Consider the following 23,407-nt stretch of genomic DNA (forward strand, 5'->3'; position numbering starts at 1 on the left):
AGTGACGCGCCTTTCCCCGAAACGATCAGCCGCTGAAAGGATCAGCGGCTCACGCTTTTGTTGGCTTTGGTCTTATCCAGCACCTCATCCAGCGTCTGTTCGGCGGTGTCGCTAACCGTATTATTTGCGTTGCCTTCCTGCTCGGCCGGGGTAATTGTCTGCCAGTCATCAACCAGACGGATCCCCTCGCTGTTCACCGGCTGACTGTGCGCCTGTTCGTAGCCTATGATGCTCTGATAGTAGCGACGGATGTTTTCCACATACAACAGCGCTTCATCGCCACGGGCATAACCATAGCGGGTTTGCCGGTAGTATTTACGTTGCCGCAGCAGCGGCAGCCGCTGTTTGACATCGCTCCAAGCATCCGGGTTACCGCCTTGCTTTTTGGTCAGGCGGCGGGCATCCATCATATGGCCGAAGCCGACATTGTAAGAGGCCAGGGCAAACCACACCTTTTCATGCTCCTCAATGCTGTCGGGCACGCGGGCGACCATCTTTCGCAGGTAATCCGTACCGCCGCGGATACTCTGCTCCGGATCCAACCGGTTCTGGACCCCGACCGATTTGGCCGTTGGCAGTGTCAGCATCATCATGCCGCGCACCCCTGTGGGCGAAACGGCTCTGGGGTTCCAGTGCGATTCCTGATAAGACAGCGCTGCCAGCAGTCGCCAGTCAAATTCGCTGGCGTATTTCTTAAATGTACCTTCCCAGCGAGGGAGCTTGCTTTCCAGTGCCCTTAAAAAGGCGCGTGTATCAACATAGTCGAACTGATCAACATGGCCGAAATACTTTTCTTCCAGTTTGGCGAGTTCACCGCTTTGTTTCAGTTCGCCGAAAAACTCAATCAGCAGCGCATAAAGGCTATCGTCATTGCTCTGTTCCATGAACCAACCGATGGGTTCGTCATCTGTCAGCTCAAGGGCCACTGCAATATCGGGATGGATGCGCTGGCTGAGGGCGACATCGACCGAATCTGCGACGGTATAGTCCAGCTCACCGGCGGCGACCTGGCGCAGCAGCTCCTCGCTGTCAATTTCATCAATGGTCTGCCACACCAGGGTCGGGTGGTCTTTTTTGACAACATCCAGCGTTTTCTCATGACTGGAGTCGCGAACGACGGTCAGAGACCCTTTGTTCTGAGACAGATCGGCAAGATCACGCGGCCGCCACTGGCCTTTTTTGTACACCAGGATCTGGCTGGCATAGTAATAGGCCGGCGCAGCGCGGAACTCGCGCACACGCTCCGGCGTCATGGTCAGGCCGGCAGCAAGCAGATCGACATCGCCCCGCTTCAATGCCGGAAACAGGCCGGATAAGGAGAATAAAGGCTGCATTTCCAGCTTTACACCCAGTTTGTCAGCGAAGCGCTGCGCAAGGTCATAATCCAGCCCGGTAGGGCCGTCCGGACCTATATAGTAGGAAATCTGGTTATTCAGAGTGCCAATGCGCAAAACGCCACTGTCGCGTATCCGCTCCAGCTCAGTGCGGGTGTCGCTTTCCCACTGACAGCCAGATAATGTGAATGCTGTCAGTAGTATGGCGACAAAGGCGCGAAGATTAGTGGCAAAAACTACTCGTCTCAATAATGCATGCTCATTTATTCATTCAGTCGTTCTTTATACCAAAGGTCGCATTCAGGACAAAGCCGACCCCCTTTGATCTTATCCGGCGGTCTGGATTTAGGTGAAAAAATGTCCGATTTTGGGCTGGTAGTCAAAGATCACTGTGGATATCAGCCGGATTGAAAAAAAATAGCGCAAACGGTTGCGTCAGGTGTTACGTCACACTGTGTTTTCCCTTATACTATCGCCCATCGTAATTTTTCCTCCCGGACAAGTGAGAAAAAAGGGCGCTGAACAAGGTGACATTGACGTGATTCCCGGCTGGGGAGCAGGCCAATATCACCTTCATTCAACTGCTAATCGAGAGTCGTACGCACATGGAAATTTTGCGTGGTTCACCCGCACTGTCTGAGTTTCGTGTCAACAAGCTGCTAGCGCGTTGCCAAGAGTCCGGTCTGCCTGTCACCGGCATCTACGCCGAATACATGCACTTTGCTGAGCTGGCAACGCCGCTTAACAGCGAAGCGCTGGGTACGCTGACCAGCCTGCTCACCTATGGCCCTACGATTGCCGAACATGAACCTACGGGTAGCTTGTTCCTGGTCACTCCGCGTCCCGGCACCATTTCTCCCTGGTCTTCCAAAGCAACAGATATCGCCCATAACTGCGGTCTGGAGCAAATCAAACGCCTTGAGCGCGGTACGGCATATTATGTCGAAACCGACTCAGCGCTGAGCCAAGACCAGCTGTCTGTGCTTAAAGGGCTGCTGCATGATCGTATGATGGAAGTCGTCTTTGACGATATTGCTCAGGCTGAAGCCCTGTTCCGTCATGCCGAACCGGCACCGCTGCAGAGCGTGGATATCCTGGCCGGCGGTCGCCGCGCGCTGGAAGAAGCCAATATCGCACTGGGCCTGGCACTGGCCGAGGACGAAATTGATTATCTGGTTGAGAACTTTACCAAGCTGGGTCGCAACCCGAACGACATTGAGCTGATGATGTTTGCCCAGGCAAACTCTGAGCACTGCCGTCATAAAATCTTTAACGCTGACTGGACTATCGACGGTGTCGATCAGGAAAAGTCACTGTTCAAGATGATCAAAAATACCTATGAGCAGAACAGCGAGTATGTGCTGTCGGCCTATAAAGATAACGCCGCTGTGATGACCGGCTCTGAGGTAGGGCGTTTCTTCCCGGATGCGGAAAACCGCCAGTACAACTACCATCAGGAAGCGGCGCACATCCTGATGAAAGTAGAAACCCACAACCACCCGACGGCGATTTCACCCTGGCCGGGTGCATCGACCGGTTCTGGCGGTGAAATTCGTGATGAAGGCGCAACAGGGATCGGCGGCAAACCCAAAGCCGGTCTGGTGGGCTTTACTGTCTCTAACCTGCGTGTGCCGGGTTTTGAGCAGCCGTGGGAAACGGATTTTGGTAAGCCTGGCCGTATCGTGACTGCGCTGGATATCATGCTGGAAGGCCCGCTCGGTGGCGCGGCATTCAATAACGAGTTCGGCCGTCCTAACCTGCTGGGTTACTTCCGGACGTATGAAGAAAAAGTCACTTCCCACAATGGCGAAGAAATTCGCGGTTACCACAAGCCAATCATGATTGCCGGCGGTATGGGTAACATCCGTGAAGATCATGTTCAGAAGAAAGAGATTCCGGTTGGCGCCAAGCTGATCGTGCTGGGTGGCCCGGCAATGAATATCGGTCTGGGTGGCGGCGCGGCTTCTTCTATGGCTTCCGGCCAGTCGGCGGAAAACCTGGATTTTGCCTCGGTACAGCGTGAAAACCCGGAAATGGAACGCCGTTGTCAGGAAGTGATCGACCGTTGCTGGCAGCTGGGTGATGACAACCCGATTGCCTTTATCCACGATGTCGGCGCGGGCGGTATTTCCAATGCCCTGCCTGAGCTGGTGAACGATGGCGAGCGCGGCGGTAAGTTCCAGCTGCGTGATGTTCCTAACGACGAACCTGGCATGAGCCCGCTGGAAATCTGGTGTAATGAATCCCAGGAGCGTTACGTTCTGGCCGTTGCCCCTGAGCATATGGCTGTCTTTGATGCTATCTGTCAGCGTGAGCGTGCACCGTATGCTGTGGTGGGCGAGGCAACGGAAGAGCGTCATCTGACTCTGGATGACAGCCATTTTGATAACACGCCTATCGATATGCCGCTGGACATTCTGCTGGGCAAGCCACCGAAAATGCACCGTGATGTGACCACGCAGAAGGTGCAGGGCAGTGCGATTAACCGTGACGGGATCGAACTGACAGAAGCGAGCCATCGCGTATTGCGTCTGCCAGCCGTTGCCGAGAAAACCTTCCTGATCACCATTGGCGATCGCACGGTGACCGGTCTGGTTGCCCGCGATCAGATGGTAGGTCCCTGGCAGGTACCGGTTGCCAACTGTGCGGTCACCGCAGCCAGTTATGACACCTACCATGGCGAAGCCATGTCTATGGGTGAGCGTACCCCTGTGGCGCTGCTGGACTTTGCCGCTTCTTCGCGCCTGGCTGTCGGTGAAGCTATCACTAACATTGCCAGTGCCGATATCGGCGATTTGAAGCGGATTAAACTGTCGGCCAACTGGATGTCACCAGCCGGTCACCCGGGTGAAGATGCCGGTCTGTACGAAGCCGTTAAAGCGGTGGGCGAGGAGCTGTGTCCGGCGCTGGGCCTGACCATTCCGGTGGGTAAAGACTCCATGTCGATGAAGACCAAGTGGCAGGAGAACGGCGAAGAGAAAGAAGTCACTTCTCCGCTGTCTCTGGTGATCACAGCCTTTGGTCGCGTGGAAGATGTGCGTAAAACCGTGACCCCACAGCTGCGTACCGATAAAGGCGACTCCAGCCTGATCCTGATCGATCTCGGCTGCGGTAAGAACCGTCTGGGCGCGACAGCACTGGCACAGGTTTACAAACAACTGGGTGATAAGCCTGCGGACGTTGACAGCCCTGAACTGCTGAAAGGCTTCTTCCACGCAGTACAAAAGCTGGTGCGGGACGAAAAACTGCTGGCTTACCATGACCGTGGCGACGGCGGCCTGTATGTGACGCTGGCTGAAATGGCCTTTGCCGGTCATACCGGTGTTGAAGTGGATATCAACACCACAGACGGCGACAGCTGTGACGATGTATTGGCTATGCTGTTCAACGAAGAGCTGGGTGCTGTGCTGCAAGTGCGGACTGACGATCTGGCACTGGTTGAAAACGAGCTGGCGAAGTACGGTCTGGCATCGTGCAGCCATGTGATAGGGACTGTGGTTGACGAAGACGTAGTACGTATCTGGAACGGTAACGATCTGGTGCTGGATCAAAACCGCACTGAACTGCGTGCTATCTGGGCGGAAACCACCTATCAGATGCAGGCGATGCGTGATAATCCGGCGGGCGCTGTGCAGGAATTTGAGGCCAAGAAAGACAGCCAGGATCCGGGGCTGAGTGCTTCGCTGAGCTTTGATATCAACGAAGATGTGGCCGCGCCATTTATTGCTACCGGCGCCCGTCCTAAGATGGCCATTTTGCGTGAGCAGGGAGTGAACTCCCACGTTGAGATGGCAGCAGCCTTCGATCGTGCTGGTTTTGATGCCCGCGATGTTCACATGAGTGACATTCTGTCCGGTCGTGTGGAACTGGATGGCTTTAATGGTCTGGTAGCCTGTGGCGGTTTCTCGTACGGTGACGTACTGGGTGCCGGTGAAGGCTGGGCCAAGTCTGTGCTGTTTAATAACATGGCCCGTGATCAGTTCGAGCGTTTCTTCCACCGTGACAGCACCTTCGCCCTGGGCGTGTGTAACGGTTGTCAGATGATGTCGAATCTGCGCGATCTGATCCCGGGAGCTGAACTGTGGCCACGCTTCGTGCGCAACGAATCTGAGCGTTTTGAAGCCCGTTTCAGCCTGGTCGAAGTACAGCAGAGTGATTCATTGTTCCTTAACGGCATGGCCGGTTCGCGGATGCCAATCGCGGTGTCGCACGGTGAAGGTCGCGTGGAAGTGCGTAATGCTGAGCATCTGTCGGCCATTGAGCAGTCAGGAACGGTTGCGCTGCGTTTCCTTGATAACTACGGCAATGTTACGCAGAACTATCCGGCCAACCCGAATGGTTCCCCTAACGGCATTACCGGCCTGACAACCCAGGACGGCCGGGTGACTATCATGATGCCTCACCCGGAGCGTGTGTTCCGTACAGTGGCGAACTCCTGGCATCCGGATGACTGGAATGAAAACAGCCCTTGGATGCGTATGTTCCGTAATGCACGTGTCAATCTGGGCTAATCTTTCGCAGCCAGATGGCTGACTAGCTGATGATAGGAAAACCGCTGCTGTTTGCAGCGGTTTTTTTCTGTGCTGACATCAGGCGCCAGCGAATCAGAAAATGGTGTAAGTTTATAGGAGCCGTTGAGTTTTCTATGAAAAATCTGTGATAATGGGGCCTTTCCGGCGTCGAAAACCGTCCTGTTTTATCGACCCCCGCTGAGCAAAGGATATTGTGATATGAAAAAAATCGAAGCCATTATAAAGCCATTCAAGTTGGATGATGTGCGTGAGGCCCTGGCAGAGGTGGGGATCACGGGTATGACAGTGTCCGAAGTGAAAGGTTTCGGTCGTCAGAAAGGCCACACTGAACTGTACCGCGGTGCGGAATACATGGTGGACTTTCTGCCTAAAGTGAAACTGGAAATCGTGGTGACCGATGATGTGGCCGAGCAATGTGTCGACACCATCATCGAAACGGCCCAAACCGGTAAAATCGGCGACGGTAAAATCTTCATGTTTGATATTGAGCGTGTTGTCCGTATCCGTACCGGTGAAGAAGACGAAGACGCGATCTGATTGCTCTGTAACGAATTGTTTTCGCAAACATTATGCTACTCCTTGCAGCCTCGGCCTCGTGCCGGGGCTGTGCTTTATGGAGCCATCTCTGATTCTCGATCTGATTATTTAATATCCAGTTTTCCCTGCCGCATTGATGCCTTAGCCAATCTGATTTTGCCTGTTTGCTGACGTTGCCTGTATCTGACGTTGAAAACAGTCTGGTCATCTTTCTGTTTCAGTGTCTTCAAGGAGAGTCATCATGAAGCACGTGTCTTTGTCCACTTGCGGCGGGCTTGCCATCTCCGTGCTGACGACGGCAGTCGCGGTACTGATCGCATCGCCACTACTGAGCAATAACCTGAGTATTAACCCTAACGGGATTATCGCTGCTGTCATCAAAGAGCACCGGGAGATCCTGTCACTCTGGCCCTGGCTGGCGGCGGCCGCTGTGCTGGTTCAGGGGCTGAGCCTCTGGCTACTGACAAGAAGCCCGCTCACTGGCAAATGCCTGAGTCTGCTGACAACCTTCGTCCTGTTTCCCTTTGGTCTGTACTTCCATATTTGTTACCTGGCAGATTGCAAGCGCTGGGAGCTGCGGATGTTGCAGGAAGTCAAACCCGAGCTGAAACCTGAGTACCCGCAGTTTGGTTTTTGCGATGAAGATCCGTTAGCTTTCGGTCTGTGCGGCATAGGTATCCTGACCATGATAGTCGGCATTCCCTTTGGCGGACTGGCTGTGGTGGCGGGCGTGGTGATTTTTGTCCGCAACCTGGCCGGTAAAAAGAAAACCGCCCTGATGGTGACCCCTCAGGCTTTATTCATCACGCCTAACCCCTGGCTGGGCTGCTACCGGGTGCCTTATACCCAGGTGTCTGCCGTGGCGGTAGTGAAAAATCAGCTCAGGATTCAGATCGATATTGACGCCGGTAAGACAATTACGGTGCCGGTGAACATCAATGTGCTGGACCGGGATTTACGCCGCCAGGCGAGGGGAATATTGCTCGATAAACTGGCCCATGCCGGACTGTTGCATGAGCCAGTTGCCGTGTGATCAGTCTGCGGTTTCAGCCACGGCCTTGCCGTCGTTATAGCGGCCAGGTTTGTGGTTCATGGCCAGTACCAGATTGAGCATCACGGCACCGAGCAGTGACAGCATCAGAATAGTGGGTGTCATCAGAACATAGGAACAAAGCAGAATACTGATATCGATACCCATCTGAAGCTTACCGGCTGACACCCCGAATTTCTCCTGCAGATACAGCACCAGTACGTTAAATCCGCCCAGGCTGGTGTTATGCCTGAACAGGATCAGCATCCCCAGTCCCATCAGCATCCCTCCCATCACCGCACAGTACACAGGATCAAACTGACTGATCTCAACAAAGTGATGCAGGTTATCTGTAATCACAGACACTAACGCGCCGCAGCAAATACTGGACAGAGCGAAACGGCGGTTCATCCGGCACCAGGCCATGATGTAAAACGGAATGTTCATGACGAAATACAGCTGGCCGAAACTGAAATCAACAAAATGGGTAAGCAAAAGTGCTAAGCCAGTGGTGCCACCTGTCAGTAAGTGGGCTTGCTGTAAGAAAAAAACGCCTTGCGCGACGATGAATGTACCAGTAAGAATAGCGATTAGGTTTTCTTTGCGAGAGTGACCGCGGTGTTTCAATCTGTACCTCCAAAATGGTTCCTTTACAGCCTGCCAGTCGGGGTGGCCTTGATGCTGAAAGGTAATGCGCGCGATATGATATAGAGTGAAAATAAAAAAAGAATAGTGTGATCTAACTTAAAGAAAAACCACCTGTAATGATTTCTTTACTATTTTGTAAATCATTATTTTCGCTTCATGGTTGCAATCACGGTTTCTATGTCGCGTTTTTAATGGAAACCGGTGACAAGGTGAAATAAATTCATCTGCCAAATGAAAAAAACGAACAAAAAAACCGGTTAAAAAACCAGAAAAGGGCTACCTGTAGGGAAGCAAATTCGCTAAAATGCGGCCTAATCTTTCGGTGTGACGAAAACGTTTGCGTTGCCGTGGTTACTGGGGTTGTGTTTTTTGCCTGAATGAGGAAAAATGCCAATTATCCCGCGTTGACCTAAGTGTCTGGCCTTGTCTGATACTTAGGTCAACGAATTTGAGAACTATCTGAGTCAGGAGAGACTGATGCTAAAGCGTGACATGAATATTGCTGATTATGACGCAGAACTATTTGCGGCCATCCAGGAAGAGACTGCCCGTCAGGAAGAGCACATTGAGCTGATTGCTTCTGAAAACTACACCAGCCCGCGTGTAATGGAAGCACAGGGTTCACAGCTGACCAACAAATACGCAGAAGGCTATCCGGGCAAGCGCTATTACGGCGGCTGTGAGTATGTCGATAAAGCCGAGCAACTGGCTATTGACCGTGCCTGCCAGCTGTTTGGTGCCGAGTATGCCAACGTTCAGCCGCATTCAGGCTCTCAGGCCAACAGTGCTGTATACATGGCACTGCTCAATGCCGGCGATACCGTTCTGGGCATGAGCCTGGCACACGGCGGTCACCTGACTCACGGTTCACCGGTTAACTTCTCCGGAAAGCTGTACAACGTGATTCCTTACGGCATTGATGAAGCCGGCCAGATTGACTACGCAGAAGTTGAAGCGCTGGCACTGGAACACAAGCCGAAAATGATCATCGGTGGTTTCTCCGCCTATTCGCAAATCGTTGACTGGAAGCGGATGCGTGAAATCGCAGACAAAGTCGGCGCTTACTTCTTCGTGGATATGGCGCACGTAGCCGGTCTGATTGCAGCAGGTGTTTACCCTAACCCTGTGCCGCACGCGCACGTGGTCACCACCACAACCCACAAAACACTGGCCGGTCCTCGCGGCGGTCTGATCCTGTCAAACGCGGGTGAAGATCTGTATAAGAAACTGAACTCTGCGGTATTCCCTGGTGGTCAGGGCGGCCCTCTGATGCACGTGATTGCAGCCAAAGCCGTGGCATTCAAAGAAGCCATGGAGCCAGAGTTCCAGGCGTATCAGCAACGTGTGGTGGATAACGCGAAAGCCATGGTCAGCCAGTTCCTGGAGCGCGGTTACAAAATCGTTTCCGGTGGCACCGAAAACCACCTGTTCCTGGTTGATCTGATTGACAAGAACATCACGGGTAAAGAAGCCGATGCAGCGCTGGGTGCGGCCAACATCACGGTCAACAAGAACAGTGTTCCGAACGACCCGCGCAGCCCGTTTGTGACTTCCGGTATCCGTATCGGTACACCAGCAATTACCCGCCGTGGCTTCAGCACCGAAGATGCCAAAGAACTGGCGAACTGGATTTGCGATGTGCTGGACAATATCGATAACCCAGCGGTTATCGAAGCGATTAAAGCCAAAGTGCTGGAAATCTGCCAGCGCCTGCCGGTTTACGCATAAGCCAGCACAATGGGTGTCACTAAACACCATTAAAGACTGATCTGCTCTTTGGTCTATCTTGTTAAACGGCATCCCTGGGATGCCGTTTTTGTTGATAAAAATAATGGGCTAAGTCCTCGCATAGCGGTTGATTTGGGGTACACTGAGGCGACGAAATTGAGGAGGCAAGATGCATTGTCCGTTTTGTGGTGCCAATGACACCAAAGTAATCGATTCCCGTCTGGTCGCTGATGGACATCAGGTTCGCCGACGTCGTCAGTGTCTGGCGTGCAGTGAACGTTATACGACGTTCGAAACCGCGGAACTGGTGATGCCGCATGTCATCAAAACCAATGGCAGCCGCGAGCCGTTCAACGAAGAGAAACTGCGCGGCGGTATAGAACGTGCGCTGGAAAAGCGGCCTGTCAGCGCTGATGACATTGAACGCGCCATCAACACTATCAAATCTCGTCTGCGTGCAACGGGTGAGCGGGAAGTGAAATCAGACATGATTGGTAATCTGGTCATGGATGCCCTGATTGAGCTGGATAAAGTGGCTTACATCCGGTTTGCCTCTGTCTACCGTTCATTTGACGATCTCCGCGAGTTTGGCGAAGCCATAGCTAAACTGGAAAAATAAACCAAGATGTTTACGCCTACTGATCACGCCATGATGCGCCGAGCCGTTAGCCTTGCCCGGCGTGGCCGTTTCACGACCGCCCCGAATCCGAATGTGGGCTGCGTCATCGCCAAAGATAACGACATTCTTGGCGAAGGTTATCATTACCGCGCGGGCCAGCCGCACGCTGAAGTGTTTGCCTTGCGTGCCGCCGGCGAGCAGGCTAAAGGGGCAACGGCCTATGTCACCCTCGAGCCCTGTTCCCATTACGGCCGTACACCGCCCTGTGCCGAAGCCCTGATAGCAGCGGGCGTTTCCCGGGTTGTCTGCGCTATGGTTGACCCTAATCCGAAGGTGGCGGGACGCGGTGTTGAAATGCTCAAACAGGCGGGCATTGCCGTTGAGACAGGTCTGCTTGAAGCTGATGCACTGTCATTGAATCCCGGTTTTATCAAGCGAATGAAAACCGGCCTGCCTTATGTTCAGCTAAAACTGGCGGCCAGCCTGGATGGTAAAACCGCGCTGGCAAACGGTGCCAGCCAGTGGATAACCGGCCCTCAGGCCCGTGCCGATGTGCAGCGTTTTCGCGCCCAGGCGGGTGCGATTCTGTCAACCAGCGCAACGGTGCTCGCCGATGACCCGTCCTTGAATGTGCGCTGGCAGGAATTAGGGGCAGCCGTCCAGTCTGACTATCCGGAAGCTGAGTTACGTCAGCCGGTGCGGGTGATCATTGACAGCCAGAACCGCTTGTTGCCGTCACAGCGCTTATTTGCGTTACCGGGCAAAGTGCTGCTGGCCAGAACCCAGGCTGATCAGGCGGTGTGGCCGGAACAGGTGCGACAGTTACTGGTACCTGCTCAGCCGGACGGTCAGCTAGACTTAACGGCACTGATGAAAGCGCTGGCGGCGGAAGATATAAACCATCTCTGGGTAGAGGCGGGTGCGAGTCTGGCCGGGGCCTTGCTCAATGCCGGGCTGGTGGATGAATTCATTCTTTATCAGGCACCCAAACTCATGGGCAGCCATGGCCGCAGCCTGATAGATCTGACACAATTCACGGCTATGTCTCAGGTACCCGATGTAACGCTGAGCGATGTGCGCATGGTCGGTGCCGATATTCGGATCCGTGGCACTATAGCTCACCCTGCGTAACAGAATACGTCTGTGTATGGCATCGACAGGTGCCGGGTAAGGAAAAATTAGAATGTTTACAGGTATTATTGAAGCCGTAGGTACGATTACGGCCATCACGCCAACCGGACAAGATGTGTCCGTGACTGTCGACAGCGGCAAGCTGGATTTATCGGATGTCAAACTGGGCGACAGCATAGCGACCAATGGTGTGTGTCTGACCGTGGTGAAGCTGACCGGCAAAGGCTATGTCGCCGATCTGTCGCTGGAAACCCTGAACCGTACCGCATTTACCGATTACAGCCCGGGTCAGCTGGTCAATCTGGAAAAAGCCATGTTGCCGACCACCCGCTTTGGCGGTCATATGGTTTCCGGCCACGTTGATAATGTCGGGGAGATCATTTCCCGCAGCCAGACCGGACGGGCGATTGAGTTCTGGATCAAAGCACCGGATACCCTGGCCCGTTACATTGCCGAGAAAGGATCGGTGGCGATTGACGGGATCAGCCTGACGGTGAACGCTGTCCGGGGGGCGACATTCAAACTGACGATTGTGCCCCACACGGCATCGGAAACCACGATGGATCACTTTAAGCCGGGCCGTAAAGTGAATCTTGAAGTGGACGTAATTGCCCGTTATCTCGAGCGTCTGATGCTGGGTGATAAAGCGGCTGAGTCTGAGCCATCGTCTGAGCTCAGTATGGCGCTGCTGGCCCGTAGCGGGTTTCTGGGCTGATGATGCAGCCTGAGCAGGATTAAGTACTACGACAATCATTTGGGTAGAGGGAATACAACATGGCGTTGAGTAGCGCGAAGGACATCATTGAAGATATACGTCAGGGTAAGCTGGTTATCCTGATGGATGACGAAGACAGGGAAAATGAAGGCGATCTGATCATTGCCGCGGAAAAAATTACCCCTGAAGCGATCAACTTTATGGCGACTCACGGTCGCGGCCTGATCTGTCTGACACTGACGCAGGCCCGTTGTCAGCAGCTGAAACTGCCACTGATGGTGCAGGATAACGCGGAACAGTTCAGCACCAATTTCACTGTGTCGATTGAAGCCGCCAGTGGCGTGACCACAGGGATCTCCGCAGCGGATCGTGCCCGTACCGTGCAGGCCGCGGTGGCTAAAAATGCTTCTTCTGCCGATATCGTCATGCCTGGTCATATTTTCCCTCTGATGGCACAGGAAGGCGGGGTGCTTGCCCGCGCCGGTCATACTGAAGCGGGCTGTGACATTGCCCGTCTGGCGGGTCTTGAGCCATCCAGTGTGATTGTTGAGATCCTCAACCCGGATGGCACCATGGCACGACGCCCGGATCTGGAAGTGTTTGCCGCCGAGCACGGTCTCAAGCTGGGGACGATCGCTGATTTAATCGAATACCGTAACAATAACGAGACCACGATTGAGCGTGTGGCCGAATGCAGTCTGCCAACGGAATTTGGTGATTTCGATCTGATCACCTACCGCGATACTATCGACAACCAAATTCACCATGCCCTGCGTAAAGGGGACGTGAGCCCATCGAATCCGACGCTGGTTCGCGTTCACCTGCAGGACACCTTCAAAGATATTCTGCACTCGGGGGCATCGCAGTGGACTTTGCCGATGGCTATGCAGCGTATCGCAGAGGAAGGCGGGGTGATGGTGATTCTCAATCGTCATGAAACTCAGGAAGGCATTATCACCAAAGTGAAGAATCTGGCAGCCCAGGCCGATGGTCAGCCGGGTGTGAAACTGAATCCGAAGAACCCGTCACGTCAGGTGGGTGTCGGCTCGCAGATCCTGGCGGATCTGGGGGTGGGCAAAATGCGTCTGCTGTCATCGAGTAATCAGCGCTATCATTCACTGTCCGGTTTCGGACTGGAAGTGGTGGAATATATTTGCGATTAAGGTCTGTTGACCCTAACGCACTGTTTTTATTAATCCCTAATCCGGAAGAGAGATCGCATAACGTTGCCGTGAGTGCCTTGACAGTGAAGTCAATTGGTATCAGGTATAAATTGTGATAGACTCCCGCGGTTTCTCAATCCGGAAAGAAAAGACATAGTCACAGGAAGGCCCATGAAGGTAATCGAAGGCGCCATTGCGGCACCCAACGCAAAAATTGCTATTGTTATCAGTCGCTTCAACAGTTTCATCAATGACAGCCTGCTGGCGGGTGCGCTGGACGCACTGAAACGTCAGGGACAGGTAAGCGACGACAACATTACCGTTGTTCGTTGTCCTGGTGCTTATGAGCTGCCTCTGGTCGCCCAGCAAGTTGCTAAAAGCGATCGCTACGATGCTATCGTGGCACTGGGTTCTGTGATCCGCGGCGGTACTCCGCATTTCGAGTATGTTGCCGGTGAATGTAATAAAGGTCTGGCTCAGGTGGCTCTGGAGTACAATACTCCGGTTTCATTTGGTGTTCTGACTGTAGACACAATTGAACAAGCCATCGAGCGTGCCGGTACCAAGGCTGGTAATAAAGGGGCAGAGGCTGCACTCAGCGCGCTTGAGATGGTAAATGTCCTGTCCCAAATTGAATCCTAATGGGGGTTAGAGTGAAACCAGCCGCACGTCGTAACGCACGACACTTTGCCGTCCAGGCCATTTATTCCTGGCAAATCACCAAAGAAAATGCCGCCGATATTGAACTGCATTTTCTGTCTGGCGAACAGTTTGAAGAAGAAGCTCATCGGGCTGATGCTCCTGTACTGGCAGCACCGCACACTGATGTTGAGTACTTCCGTGACTTGTTCACCGGTGTGGTGCTGAACCATCAGGAACTGGACAGCAAGATGCGTCCCTATCTGTCACGTCCTTTGCAGGATCTGGATCAGATGGAACTGGCGCTACTGCGTCTGGCCTTGTACGAAATCATGAAGCGTGAAGACGTACCGTACAAAGTTGTGATTAATGAAGCGATTGAGCTGGCGAAAATCTTCGGTGCCGAAGACAGCCATAAATTCGTAAACGGTGTGCTGGATAAGCTGGCCCCGGTGTTACGTAAAAAAGCATAATCGCTTCAATGCGAACTGAGGCCAGCTCTGCTGGCCTTTTTTCTGAGTTTCAGCAAACCGACTTGACCTCTTATGGCTAGTAATGAATTTGATTTGATAGCCCGTTATTTTGCCCGCCAGCCGGTTCAGCGCCGGGATGTGACGCTGGCCATCGGTGACGACTGCGCCTTGCTTGAGGCACCTGCAGGTAGCCACCTGGCGGTCAGTACCGACTCACTGGTCTGTGGTAACCATTTCCTGCCCGGTATGGATCCCGCGCTGCTGGCTAAAAAAGCCCTGGCTGCGAACTTAAGTGATTTAGCGGCCATGGGCGCCACACCTGCCTGGGTATCTCTGGCGCTGACTCTGCCGGAAGCCGATGAAGCCTGGCTAGCCCGGTTCTGTGATGGCTTTTTTGAGATGGCCGATTACTATCAGGTACAGCTGATTGGCGGGGATACCACCAAAGGCCCATTGAGCCTGACGCTGACCATTCAGGGCTTTGTGCCTCACGGACAAGCGCTGACGCGGCACGGGGCAGGTTCCGGGGACTGGATTTATGTCACTGGCTGTCTTGGCGACAGTGCGGCAGGGCTGGCGGTGTTGCTGGAGCAGGCAAAGCATATTGATGCTGCGCTAGCTGAACATCTTCTTCATCGCCACTATCAGCCTCAGCCGCGGGTGCTGGCCGGTCAGGCATTGCGGGGCATAGCGTCTTCAGCGCTGGATATCTCCGATGGTCTGATTGCTGATCTGGGCCATATCCTGACCCGCTCTCAGGTAGGGGCGGTGATAGATGTCGATAACCTGCCATTGTCATCCGAGCTGGTGGCATTTTGTGGCGGCGACCGGGATGCAGCCATCAAGATGGCGCTGACAAGTGGCGAGGAGTACGAGCTGTGCTTCACCGTGCCAGCCCATAACCGTGGTACCTTGGATGTTGCTCTGTCTCATACCGGGGTGAAAGCGACCTGTATAGGTCAGATCCGGCCCGGCAGCCATGTCGTGCTTGAGCGAAACGGGCTGCAACTGGACTGGCAGCTGCGTGGATACGATCATTTTTCGGGGTAAGTAGTGCGAGATCCCAAACTTTATATCAAATTAACTAATCCCTGGCATTTTCTGGCCACGGGATTTGGCAGCGGTTTGTCTCCTGTGGTGCCGGGAACTGTCGGTACACTGGCATCTGTCCCGCTCTATTACCTGCTGGCCCAGCTACCTTATGCGGCTTATATCGGCATTACGCTGGCGGCGGCTGTGATTGGAGTGCTGATTTGTCGCAATACCGCCCAGGATATGGGTGTGCACGACCATGGCAGCATAGTGTGGGATGAGTTTGTCGGCTTCTGGATCACCATGGCTGTTGCCCCGCCTATGAGTCTGCCCTGGGTCGTCAGCGGTTTTATCTTATTTCGCTTTTTCGACATGGTAAAACCCTGGCCGATCAGCTGGCTGGATAAAAATGTCCACGGCGGTCTGGGCATCATGATCGATGACATCCTCGCTGGCTTTATGGCCATGATCACCCTGTGGGGCGTGGGTCACTGGATGGGCTGGTAGCCGCGAATCACAGCAGGTAAAACCCTCAAACCGTGCAAGCTGCACGGTTTTTTTTGTCCAATTTTTAACCCAACGTCACTGTGCGATTGACACTATCCTTAAGCTGAACCGGGGAGAGGATCCTGGGAGAATAAGATGCACAGAGTGAACCTGATCCTTGTCGTTCTACTGATGCTGGCCGGTGCTGCCCGCGCGCAGGTGTACCCGTCGACAGGCAGTGCCTGGCTGACACCAGGCGGATGGGAAGAACCGCTGGCGACCTCAAGGTTTGATTCTGCCGAAGCGGTGACGCGCTGGGAGTTCCGCCATGCCGATCTGGTGCTGGGTAACTGGCAATCGGCCGCGCTGAATGAAACGGGCACAGTACTGCTACCTTTTCACGCCCAAAGCCTGCCTTGTGAACCCGATGAGCAGCAGCGCTGGCTGGCGCAGCAGGCCAGCGCAAATGGACAGGATCCGGAAAGTGCATTCCTGCATTTTGCGCAAGATACCCGGCTGTCACTCAGCGCTACAAACCTGGAATTAGACCGCCTGCTGGAAGCCAAACCCTGGCTGAGCCGGACAGCGGATACCCTGACCATTCCGGGCTGGGATCCGGTGAACGACACAGACAGTAACGGGCAACTCAGCGACGCGGAATATCAGCAGCGGCTGAACCCCTTGGCCAGCGCCCGGTTTGCGTATCAGGCCCGGGTATTGCTGACCGGCCGGCTGCAAGGCGGCGTCTGCACCTTTCGGACTAACCTCTCTGACTCTTCCATTCGCGCCCAACTGATCAACTGGTATCGCTATCATTGGCGGCAGATGGCGGCAGATGGCGGTTATACCCCTCGTCTGAGGCCCTTGCTCGGGGCTGATATTCTGCCGGTAGTGAGCGGTGGTCAGATCCTGGAACTGTCATTACAGGCCGGCACCCCGGAAGCAGAAGAGCGGTATTTGGCACAATTGGTTGATTTTCTGGGTCAGTTAAAACAACAGCTCGATCCTGCCCTTCTGGGCGTTTCTACTTCCGGACTGGCATTATGGCCCGATGAGACAGTCTCCGCGCCATTGCGCTCCCAGGTTGATCTCTGGGTCCGCCCTCGCTTTCTAACACCGGCGATGGGGTTGGCCCGTGTTCAGCAAAGCTGGCAACATTTTGCGCTGAGTGCCGAAGGTGCCAAGAGTGTGCTGATGGTGTCGATGCGTGATGGCCACAGTTATCTTCATCCGGGAGATGAAAGGGCCTGGCATCAGGATGTCGAAACCGGGCTTGCACTCTATTACCTGTTTAATTTGCCGGGCCAGACTTACTATCACAACTGGGGCGACAGCCTGAGCGTTGACAGCACCAATACCAGTATGCGGGACTGGTACCGGCCAGGGCTGCCCAAAAACTGGGTGTATCAGCCAACGGCCATGCTCAAGGTGGATCTCGGCGAGCCGGTATCCGCACCCAAAGGGTATAAGCCTGTCTGGTGGCAGGCTGAGCCGCTCAGTGGTGACAGCCGCGGTTCTGTGCTGGGCAGCTACAAGGTCGCGCCTGCTCACTGGTTCTGGCTGTACCGCACTGGCTGGTTTGGCAAACAGCCCGCAGAGGGGGTGATTGCCCGCCGCTATGAGCATGGGCTGGTGCTGTACCGGGCGGTTCAGCAAGCGGGGCAGAGCCGCTTTCTGGAAGCGAAACCGATGCGCATTTCCCTGCCGGGCACCTATATCCGGATCTTTTACGACGGCACCACCAGCGAGCCGATGAATTACCTTGAGCTCGGGGGTTATGAAGGGGCGGTATTACAAAAAGCAGCATCAGAGCAATAAAAAAGCGAGCAATAAAAAAGGCGGGATGAGCCGCCTTTTGCAGGTCTTATTGAAAACTGGGTATCGCAATCAGCCCAGCAGCAGGCTGTCGTCGGCCAGCTCTTCGCCACGCACTTTACTGAACATGTCGAGCAAGTGCTTCACGTCCATATCAGCGCGTTCCTGTCCTGCCACATCCAGCACTATATTGCCCTGGTGCAGCATCACGGTACGATCGCCGTATGCCAGCGCATCTTTCATCGAGTGGGTGACCATCAGGACGGTCAGGTCGAATTCTTCGACTACCCGTTTGGTCAGCTCCAGTACGAAAGCGGCCATACGCGGATCGAGCGCGGCGGTATGCTCGTCCAGCAGCAAGAGTTTACTGTCTGCCAGCGTTGCCATGACCAGACTGACAGCCTGACGCTGGCCGCCGGACAGCAAACCAATGCTGTCGCTCAGCCGATCTTCCAGTCCCAGCCCCAGAATGCTGATGCGCTCCTGAAACAGCTTACGGCGCTCGGAAGATAACGCCAGCTTCCAGGTGCGGCGGCTGCCACGCTGGACGGCTAACGCCATGTTCTCTTCTATGGTGAGTGAAGCACAGGTGCCGGCCAGCGGATCCTGAAACACCCGGGCAGCATATTGCGCCCGCTCGTGCACGGCTTTGCTGGTCACGTCGACACCATTAATGACCACCTTGCCGTCTGACATAGGTGTTTCACCGCTGACAGCACCGAGCAGGGTCGATTTACCGGCACCGTTTGAGCCGATAACAGTGACAAACTGGCGCTCCGGCACTGTCAGGTTAACCCCGCGCAGGGCCTGATTTTCCAGAATGGTGCCTTCATTGAAGGTAACGCGGATATTACTGAGTTCAATCATAGTGTTACTACCTTCTTTTCCGGCTTACGCGAGCTTCTTTGCTGCGACGGTTTGCTTCTTTTTTCGCTGAAAATTGCGTTTCATCTTAGGCGCAATCAGGGCAAGGGCGACCAGTACCGCAGTGATCAGATTCAGATCCGAAGCCTGCAGGCCAAACATGCCACTGCTCAGGGCAAACGCAACGGCCAGCCGGTAGAGTACTGAGCCTAAAATCACAGCGACAACGGCCACCCAGATCTTGCGGCCCGGGATCAGTGTCTGACCCAGAATAACCGCTGCCAGACCCACCACTATCGTGCCCACACCCGAAGTGACATCGGCAAAGTTATTGGTTTGCGCGAACAGAGCGCCGGAGAAGCCGACAAAGGCATTCGACAGCGCCAGGCCAAAATAGGTATACAACGCCGTACTGCCGCCTTGTGCGCTCACCATACGGCTGTTTACGCCGGTAGCGCGCAGGCCGAGGCCGAAGTCACTGGCCAGCAGTCGGGTCACGAACCAGCCGCTGAATATTACCAGAGCCAGCACCACAGCCAGGCGAACCAGGCCCGCATCCAGGCCGGTTTCAAAGGCAAAATTTTCGAATGGGGTCAGGATAGTATCGTCACCCAGCAAGGCCAGGTTGGGCCGGCCCATAATGCGGATATTGATAGAGAAAGCCGCAATCATAGTCAGAATACTGGCCAGTAAGTGCAAAATACCGCAACGTACTGCCAGAAAGGCTGTCACCAGGCCACACATACCGCCGGCCAGAATGGCCAGCATGGTTGCCATCCACGGATTCACACCAGCCACTATGGCTGTTGCTGCCACGGCGGCGCCCATTGGAAAACTGCCATCGACAGACAGATCAGGAAAGTCCAGTACCCGAAAGGTCAGGTAAACCCCCAGAGCAACCAAGCCGTAAACCAAGCCGATTTCTAAGGTACCGATCAAAGCAAAGAAAGACATCTACAACTCCTTATTCCTTGCTGGCACCGGCCGGAACGCCGGTGCCCGATAGAGAGGTAAGGTTACTTGGCGATAGAGGTCGCGCGGTCAACCAGAGCCTGAGGGAAGGTGATGTTCAGTTTGGTGGCAGCTTTCTGGTTCAGAGCCAGATCTGAACCCACAGCAACTTTTACCGGCAGTTCAGAGACTTTCTTGCCTTTGAGCAACGCATCCACATAGTCAGCGGTCTGAACACCCACCTGATAATAGTCGAAGCCCAGTGCCGCCAGCGCCCCACTTTCAATGTAGGTCGTAGAGGCGCCGATAACAGGAATACCTGCCTGGTTACCGGCATTGACTAAGCCTTCAACGGCACTGGCCACAGTGTTATCTGTGGGGGCGTAGAGCGCGTCAGCTTTTGAGGCGACGATTTGCGCTGCTGACTGCACATCAGCACTTTTCAGGGCTGTCCCTTCTACCACTTCCATGCCTTGTTCTTTGGCGGCTTTACGCAGTAAATCAACCAGTGCGACGGCATTGGCTTCGCCTGGGTTGTAAACGACACCAATACGTTTGGCATCTGGCAGAATTTCTTTCACCAGTGCAACGTGCTGTGCGACAGGGGATAAATCAGACAGGCCGGTGACGTTGCGCTCGGGCTTATCAACATTACGCACCAGTTTGGCGCCAACAGGATCGGTGACTGCAGTAAAAACGACGGGAATAGAACGGGTGGCTGCAGCCAGTGCCTGTGCTGTTGGTGTTGCAATACCCACCAGGACATCCGGTTGTTCACCGACAAACTGCTTGGCGATTTGCACTGCAATCGCAGGGTTACCCTGAGCGGTCTGATAGGAGAATTCCAGATTCTTGCCTTCTTCGTAGCCTTTGGCTTTCAGGCCATCAAGCAGACCCTGGCGAGTGGCGTCCAGCGCCGGGTGTTCAACGATCTGAGACACAGCAACTTTGGCCATTTCGGCTAAGGTTGGTGTCGCCGTTAGGGCTAACGCCGCAGCGATGCAGGCTGCCGAAAGCAATTTGTTTCCCTTCATAATATGCAATCCTTGTACTGGTGTGATGACAGAGATGGGCCGGCGAGCTGTGCCATCAGAAACACCCATCATTGGCATAATGTTTTAGCGCAATGAGAAAAGAAAGAACATCCAAAAATTAACAACACTGTAACATTGGATGGGGTGAAGTACCTGCTAAACGTTGGTTTGTTGAAATCTTGTATTGTGTTTTATGTGTAGCTTAGGTTGAAAACTATACAATAGCGGTGAAAATCAGAGTCATGTTTTTTATTGGTATTTTTGTGAGCATGATGAGCTATGACTCAGCAGGAGCGAATTCGGCTGCACCATTGAATAAATTATGAACAATTCTCTGGTGGGTGCTGAATCTGGGCAAAGTAAAGATAAGCGGGTGGAAGGCAGTCTGCACAGACTGCCCTGGCAGGAAAAAGGTGTTATTCACCAATACATTGAAGTGTATCGTTGCGCTTGCCGATATGGGCAAAAGCCGCTTTCATATTGGCTTGCTGAATATAACGGGGCGGCAGAGGCATGACCTCAACCTGAAAATCCGGTGCATCGGCGGCGACAGGGTTGTCGGCGGTGACCGGGGTGACCATCACCACTTTCAATGCCGGATTGCGCGACAAAATACGCGATGCCGTGCCGAGTCCTTCTGCGGTGTGAAAGCGCCCGGCGACGTGCATGATCTGGTGGCCCGGGTGGGCTTGCAGGTAGTTGACCATGCTTTCAGCCATGGTGTCGTCCCAACTGGTCTGAGCAGCAAATTGTCGTTCAGACTGGGCAGGATCACCATGATGCATAGACTCAGTGAATTTTTCTTTATATTTGTCATTTCTCAGTGTAAGTGACTGGGCTACCCATTGACGCTCAGTGACAGGAAGTCGATTCAGGTAATCGGCCCCGTAACGGCCGACACAGCGGACGATGGATTTCGGCGCATTGGCGGCGATCACATCAAGCTTTTGCTGGCGTGCAAAGTCGACCAGGGGACGGTAATCGGATTCATAATTCGGCCAGGCGTTGCCCTGCTTGATCAGTACCTGTTCACCGATTTCGCCGTGAAGGAACTGGTCGACGACCTGCTGTTTGTCGCGGGTAAACTGCTCCATGGACAAAGCCAGTTTGGGGTTATTGGCATACAGGGCCGCCAGCAGCCGGGCTTGCAGCAGGTGAGTGCCAGGATGACTGTGCCATTCACCGACCAGTACGATATCCGCATCCGACAGCGCACTCGCCAGGGCTTGTTCTGTCAGTTCAGCCCCGGATGGAGAACGAATGGTGTAATCGTATAAGGTTGGGGGCGTTGCAGCAGTTGTCGTACTTGACGTTGGCTGTGTGGCGCAGCCACTCAGCAGGGCGGCGAATGCCATAGCGTAGCCAGTCTTCATGTGTTCCATCCTTTGTCTGAAGCATGTTTCACTGAGCTTGTATTAAGAATCAGTATGATAGCTTCAGGGGGTTATGTCATGGGCGGTATGATAATGAAGACTGGCAACAGACTCAATAGAAATGAGAATTAGTTGCAACTATCCGGTTCTGAATCATTCTCCGCTGCGGATTTCTGGTAAACACGCAGGGTGAAATCGGCCTCGCAGCTGAATGCCTGTTGCTGCGCCAGGTGCTGCCAGACAGCCTCACTGGTCTTCCACGCAAACGGTGTCATCTGCATCAGTGCCGTCGCTTCACTGCCATTTAAGCTCATGGTGTAATGCAGCTGTTCTTCCTGCACCAAGGACATACCCGGCAGACTTTCAGGTTGAGTATCATGAAGCCTGACATCGTCATAAATGAGCGCTTTCAGTTGATACAAGTGCCGCGGAGCGGGTGTCACTGTTAATAAAATCGCGCCGGGTTTCAGCGTACGGACAATTTCTTCTGCTTTGCATGGCGCATAGATGCGCACCATGGCATCCAGACTCTGGTCGGCGAACGGCAGTCTGTGACTGGATGCCACGCAGAAGTGGCAATCGGGATAGCGTTTGGCGGCATAGCGCACGGCCACTTTGGAAATGTCCAGTCCGTGCACTTCCAGGCTGGGGTGGCTGGCGCTCAGAGCCGTAAAGGATGAGGTGTAATAGCCTTCACCACACCCGATATCCAGCACTTTTTCGCTGTTCTCCGGCAGGTGCTCAGCCAGCAGTTTACTGACATGATCTCTCATCAAGCGGTAGTGATTGGCTTCAAGAAATTGTCTTCTTGCCTGCATCATCTCTTTGTTATCGCCAGGATTTTTTGAGCTTTTATGATGAACAGGCATTAAGTTGACATATCCTTCCTTTGCCTGATCAAACTGATGGTTATTTTGGCAACGCCATTGATGTTGCTGATGATGAAGAGGCTGATGGCATAAAGGACATTGATAGGACATAAGAAAGCACCAACGCTGAAAACAAAGGATTGTAACCTGTTTGGGTATGGCATAGAAGCGCAGGGAAAGATCCGGCGGTCTTAGTAATAAGCCCAATAGTTAAAGACAAAAGGTGATCTTTCTCGCAGAAAAATATCCTAATTAATCAATAACCCATATACACAGTTTTATTAAGGGCTTATTCAGGGAGAAAGGATACTCTGGTTGCGCATAAAGTGAACCTCTGCTCTATGCTTGGATTGGGTTATGCATTTTATGATGCCGGCATCAGGCTTTGGTTGCCTTTTCCCTGTGTCTGGCTCAGCAACCTAACCTGCTTTTTG

Annotated in this window: 20 protein-coding genes; 13 read left to right on the plus strand and 7 right to left on the minus strand. The window is 53.8% G+C overall.

All coding sequences use genetic code 11. From position 1 onward, the window contains the following. Nucleotides 1-41: 41 nt before the first annotated feature. Nucleotides 42-1,583 carry a membrane-bound lytic murein transglycosylase MltF gene (gene mltF, locus P0Y67_RS03705; protein WP_342390786.1) on the minus strand — a complete coding sequence of 514 codons (1,542 nt, stop codon included), beginning with the start codon at nucleotides 1,581-1,583 and terminating at the stop codon, nucleotides 42-44. Nucleotides 1,584-1,939: 356 nt separating this feature from the next. Between mltF and purL the strand changes: the two genes are divergently transcribed. The 3 genes from purL to P0Y67_RS03720 all read left to right on the plus strand — a co-directional run bounded on the left by purL (nucleotide 1,940) and on the right by P0Y67_RS03720 (nucleotide 7,436). Beyond that, entirely contained in the window at nucleotides 1,940-5,845 is a 3,906-nt protein-coding gene (gene purL / locus P0Y67_RS03710) for a phosphoribosylformylglycinamidine synthase (RefSeq protein WP_342390788.1), read from the plus strand. A gap of 219 nt (nucleotides 5,846-6,064) precedes the next feature. Further along, nucleotides 6,065-6,403, plus strand: coding sequence for a nitrogen regulatory protein P-II (gene glnB / locus P0Y67_RS03715; protein ID WP_027252937.1), 339 nt, complete (start codon nucleotides 6,065-6,067; stop codon nucleotides 6,401-6,403). Between the two features lie 241 nt (nucleotides 6,404-6,644). Continuing rightward, nucleotides 6,645-7,436, plus strand: coding sequence for a hypothetical protein (locus P0Y67_RS03720; RefSeq protein ID WP_342390789.1), 792 nt, complete (start codon nucleotides 6,645-6,647; stop codon nucleotides 7,434-7,436). Here the strand turns inward: P0Y67_RS03720 and P0Y67_RS03725 are convergent, their stop codons facing one another. Continuing rightward, nucleotides 7,437-8,060 carry a YitT family protein gene (locus P0Y67_RS03725; protein ID WP_342390790.1) on the minus strand — a complete coding sequence of 208 codons (624 nt, stop codon included), beginning with the start codon at nucleotides 8,058-8,060 and terminating at the stop codon, nucleotides 7,437-7,439. A gap of 498 nt (nucleotides 8,061-8,558) precedes the next feature. Between P0Y67_RS03725 and glyA the strand changes: the two genes are divergently transcribed. The 10 genes from glyA (at nucleotide 8,559) to P0Y67_RS03775 (ending at nucleotide 17,885) form a co-directional block, all read left to right on the plus strand. After that, nucleotides 8,559-9,809, plus strand: coding sequence for a serine hydroxymethyltransferase (gene glyA / locus P0Y67_RS03730; RefSeq protein ID WP_342390791.1), 1,251 nt, complete (start codon nucleotides 8,559-8,561; stop codon nucleotides 9,807-9,809). Between the two features lie 169 nt (nucleotides 9,810-9,978). Further along, complete coding sequence (gene nrdR / locus P0Y67_RS03735; RefSeq protein WP_027252933.1) at nucleotides 9,979-10,428, plus strand: transcriptional regulator NrdR; 450 nt, start codon at nucleotides 9,979-9,981, stop codon at nucleotides 10,426-10,428. A 6-nt stretch (nucleotides 10,429-10,434) separates the two neighbouring features. After that, nucleotides 10,435-11,559 carry a bifunctional diaminohydroxyphosphoribosylaminopyrimidine deaminase/5-amino-6-(5-phosphoribosylamino)uracil reductase RibD gene (ribD, locus tag P0Y67_RS03740; RefSeq protein ID WP_342390792.1) on the plus strand — a complete coding sequence of 375 codons (1,125 nt, stop codon included), beginning with the start codon at nucleotides 10,435-10,437 and terminating at the stop codon, nucleotides 11,557-11,559. Nucleotides 11,560-11,611: 52 nt separating this feature from the next. Next, entirely contained in the window at nucleotides 11,612-12,274 is a 663-nt protein-coding gene (locus tag P0Y67_RS03745) for a riboflavin synthase (protein ID WP_342390793.1), read from the plus strand. A gap of 59 nt (nucleotides 12,275-12,333) precedes the next feature. After that, the gene (ribBA, locus tag P0Y67_RS03750; RefSeq protein WP_342390794.1) at nucleotides 12,334-13,437 is read left to right on the plus strand and encodes a bifunctional 3,4-dihydroxy-2-butanone-4-phosphate synthase/GTP cyclohydrolase II; all 1,104 of its coding nucleotides are present in this window, start codon (nucleotides 12,334-12,336) and stop codon (nucleotides 13,435-13,437) included. A 171-nt stretch (nucleotides 13,438-13,608) separates the two neighbouring features. After that, a complete protein-coding gene (gene ribH / locus P0Y67_RS03755) occupies nucleotides 13,609-14,079 on the plus strand; it encodes a 6,7-dimethyl-8-ribityllumazine synthase (protein ID WP_027252929.1) in 471 nt (156 codons plus the stop codon). Then, nucleotides 14,079-14,549 carry a transcription antitermination factor NusB gene (gene nusB / locus P0Y67_RS03760; protein WP_027252928.1) on the plus strand — a complete coding sequence of 157 codons (471 nt, stop codon included), beginning with the start codon at nucleotides 14,079-14,081 and terminating at the stop codon, nucleotides 14,547-14,549. The genes ribH and nusB overlap by 1 nt, the downstream gene beginning before the upstream one ends. 72 nt (nucleotides 14,550-14,621) lie before the next feature. Continuing rightward, nucleotides 14,622-15,599, plus strand: coding sequence for a thiamine-phosphate kinase (thiL, locus tag P0Y67_RS03765; RefSeq protein ID WP_342390795.1), 978 nt, complete (start codon nucleotides 14,622-14,624; stop codon nucleotides 15,597-15,599). Nucleotides 15,600-15,602: 3 nt separating this feature from the next. Further along, a complete protein-coding gene (gene pgpA, locus P0Y67_RS03770; RefSeq protein WP_342390796.1) occupies nucleotides 15,603-16,088 on the plus strand; it encodes a phosphatidylglycerophosphatase A in 486 nt (161 codons plus the stop codon). A gap of 135 nt (nucleotides 16,089-16,223) precedes the next feature. Continuing rightward, nucleotides 16,224-17,885: a hypothetical protein gene (locus P0Y67_RS03775; protein WP_342390797.1), complete on the plus strand. Its 1,662-nt coding sequence runs from the start codon at nucleotides 16,224-16,226 to the stop codon at nucleotides 17,883-17,885. 69 nt (nucleotides 17,886-17,954) lie between these two features. On the opposite strand, the gene P0Y67_RS03780 is transcribed toward P0Y67_RS03775, so the two are convergent. From P0Y67_RS03780 to rlmA, 5 genes are all read right to left on the minus strand, one after another. Further along, nucleotides 17,955-18,749: an ABC transporter ATP-binding protein gene (locus P0Y67_RS03780; protein ID WP_161443481.1), complete on the minus strand. Its 795-nt coding sequence runs from the start codon at nucleotides 18,747-18,749 to the stop codon at nucleotides 17,955-17,957. Between the two features lie 24 nt (nucleotides 18,750-18,773). Next, entirely contained in the window at nucleotides 18,774-19,700 is a 927-nt protein-coding gene (locus P0Y67_RS03785) for an ABC transporter permease (protein ID WP_337114114.1), read from the minus strand. 62 nt (nucleotides 19,701-19,762) lie between these two features. Next, a complete protein-coding gene (locus tag P0Y67_RS03790) occupies nucleotides 19,763-20,731 on the minus strand; it encodes an ABC transporter substrate-binding protein (protein WP_342390798.1) in 969 nt (322 codons plus the stop codon). A 416-nt stretch (nucleotides 20,732-21,147) separates the two neighbouring features. Then, nucleotides 21,148-22,104 (minus strand): ChaN family lipoprotein, encoded by a 957-nt coding sequence (locus tag P0Y67_RS03795; protein WP_342390799.1) that lies wholly within the window; start codon nucleotides 22,102-22,104, stop codon nucleotides 21,148-21,150. Between the two features lie 128 nt (nucleotides 22,105-22,232). After that, nucleotides 22,233-23,084 carry a 23S rRNA (guanine(745)-N(1))-methyltransferase gene (gene rlmA, locus P0Y67_RS03800; RefSeq protein ID WP_342390800.1) on the minus strand — a complete coding sequence of 284 codons (852 nt, stop codon included), beginning with the start codon at nucleotides 23,082-23,084 and terminating at the stop codon, nucleotides 22,233-22,235. Nucleotides 23,085-23,407 lie beyond the last annotated feature (323 nt).

The sequence above is a fragment of the Photobacterium sp. SP02 genome (assembly GCF_038519165.1).
GTDB classification, from domain to species: domain Bacteria; phylum Pseudomonadota; class Gammaproteobacteria; order Enterobacterales; family Vibrionaceae; genus Photobacterium; species Photobacterium halotolerans.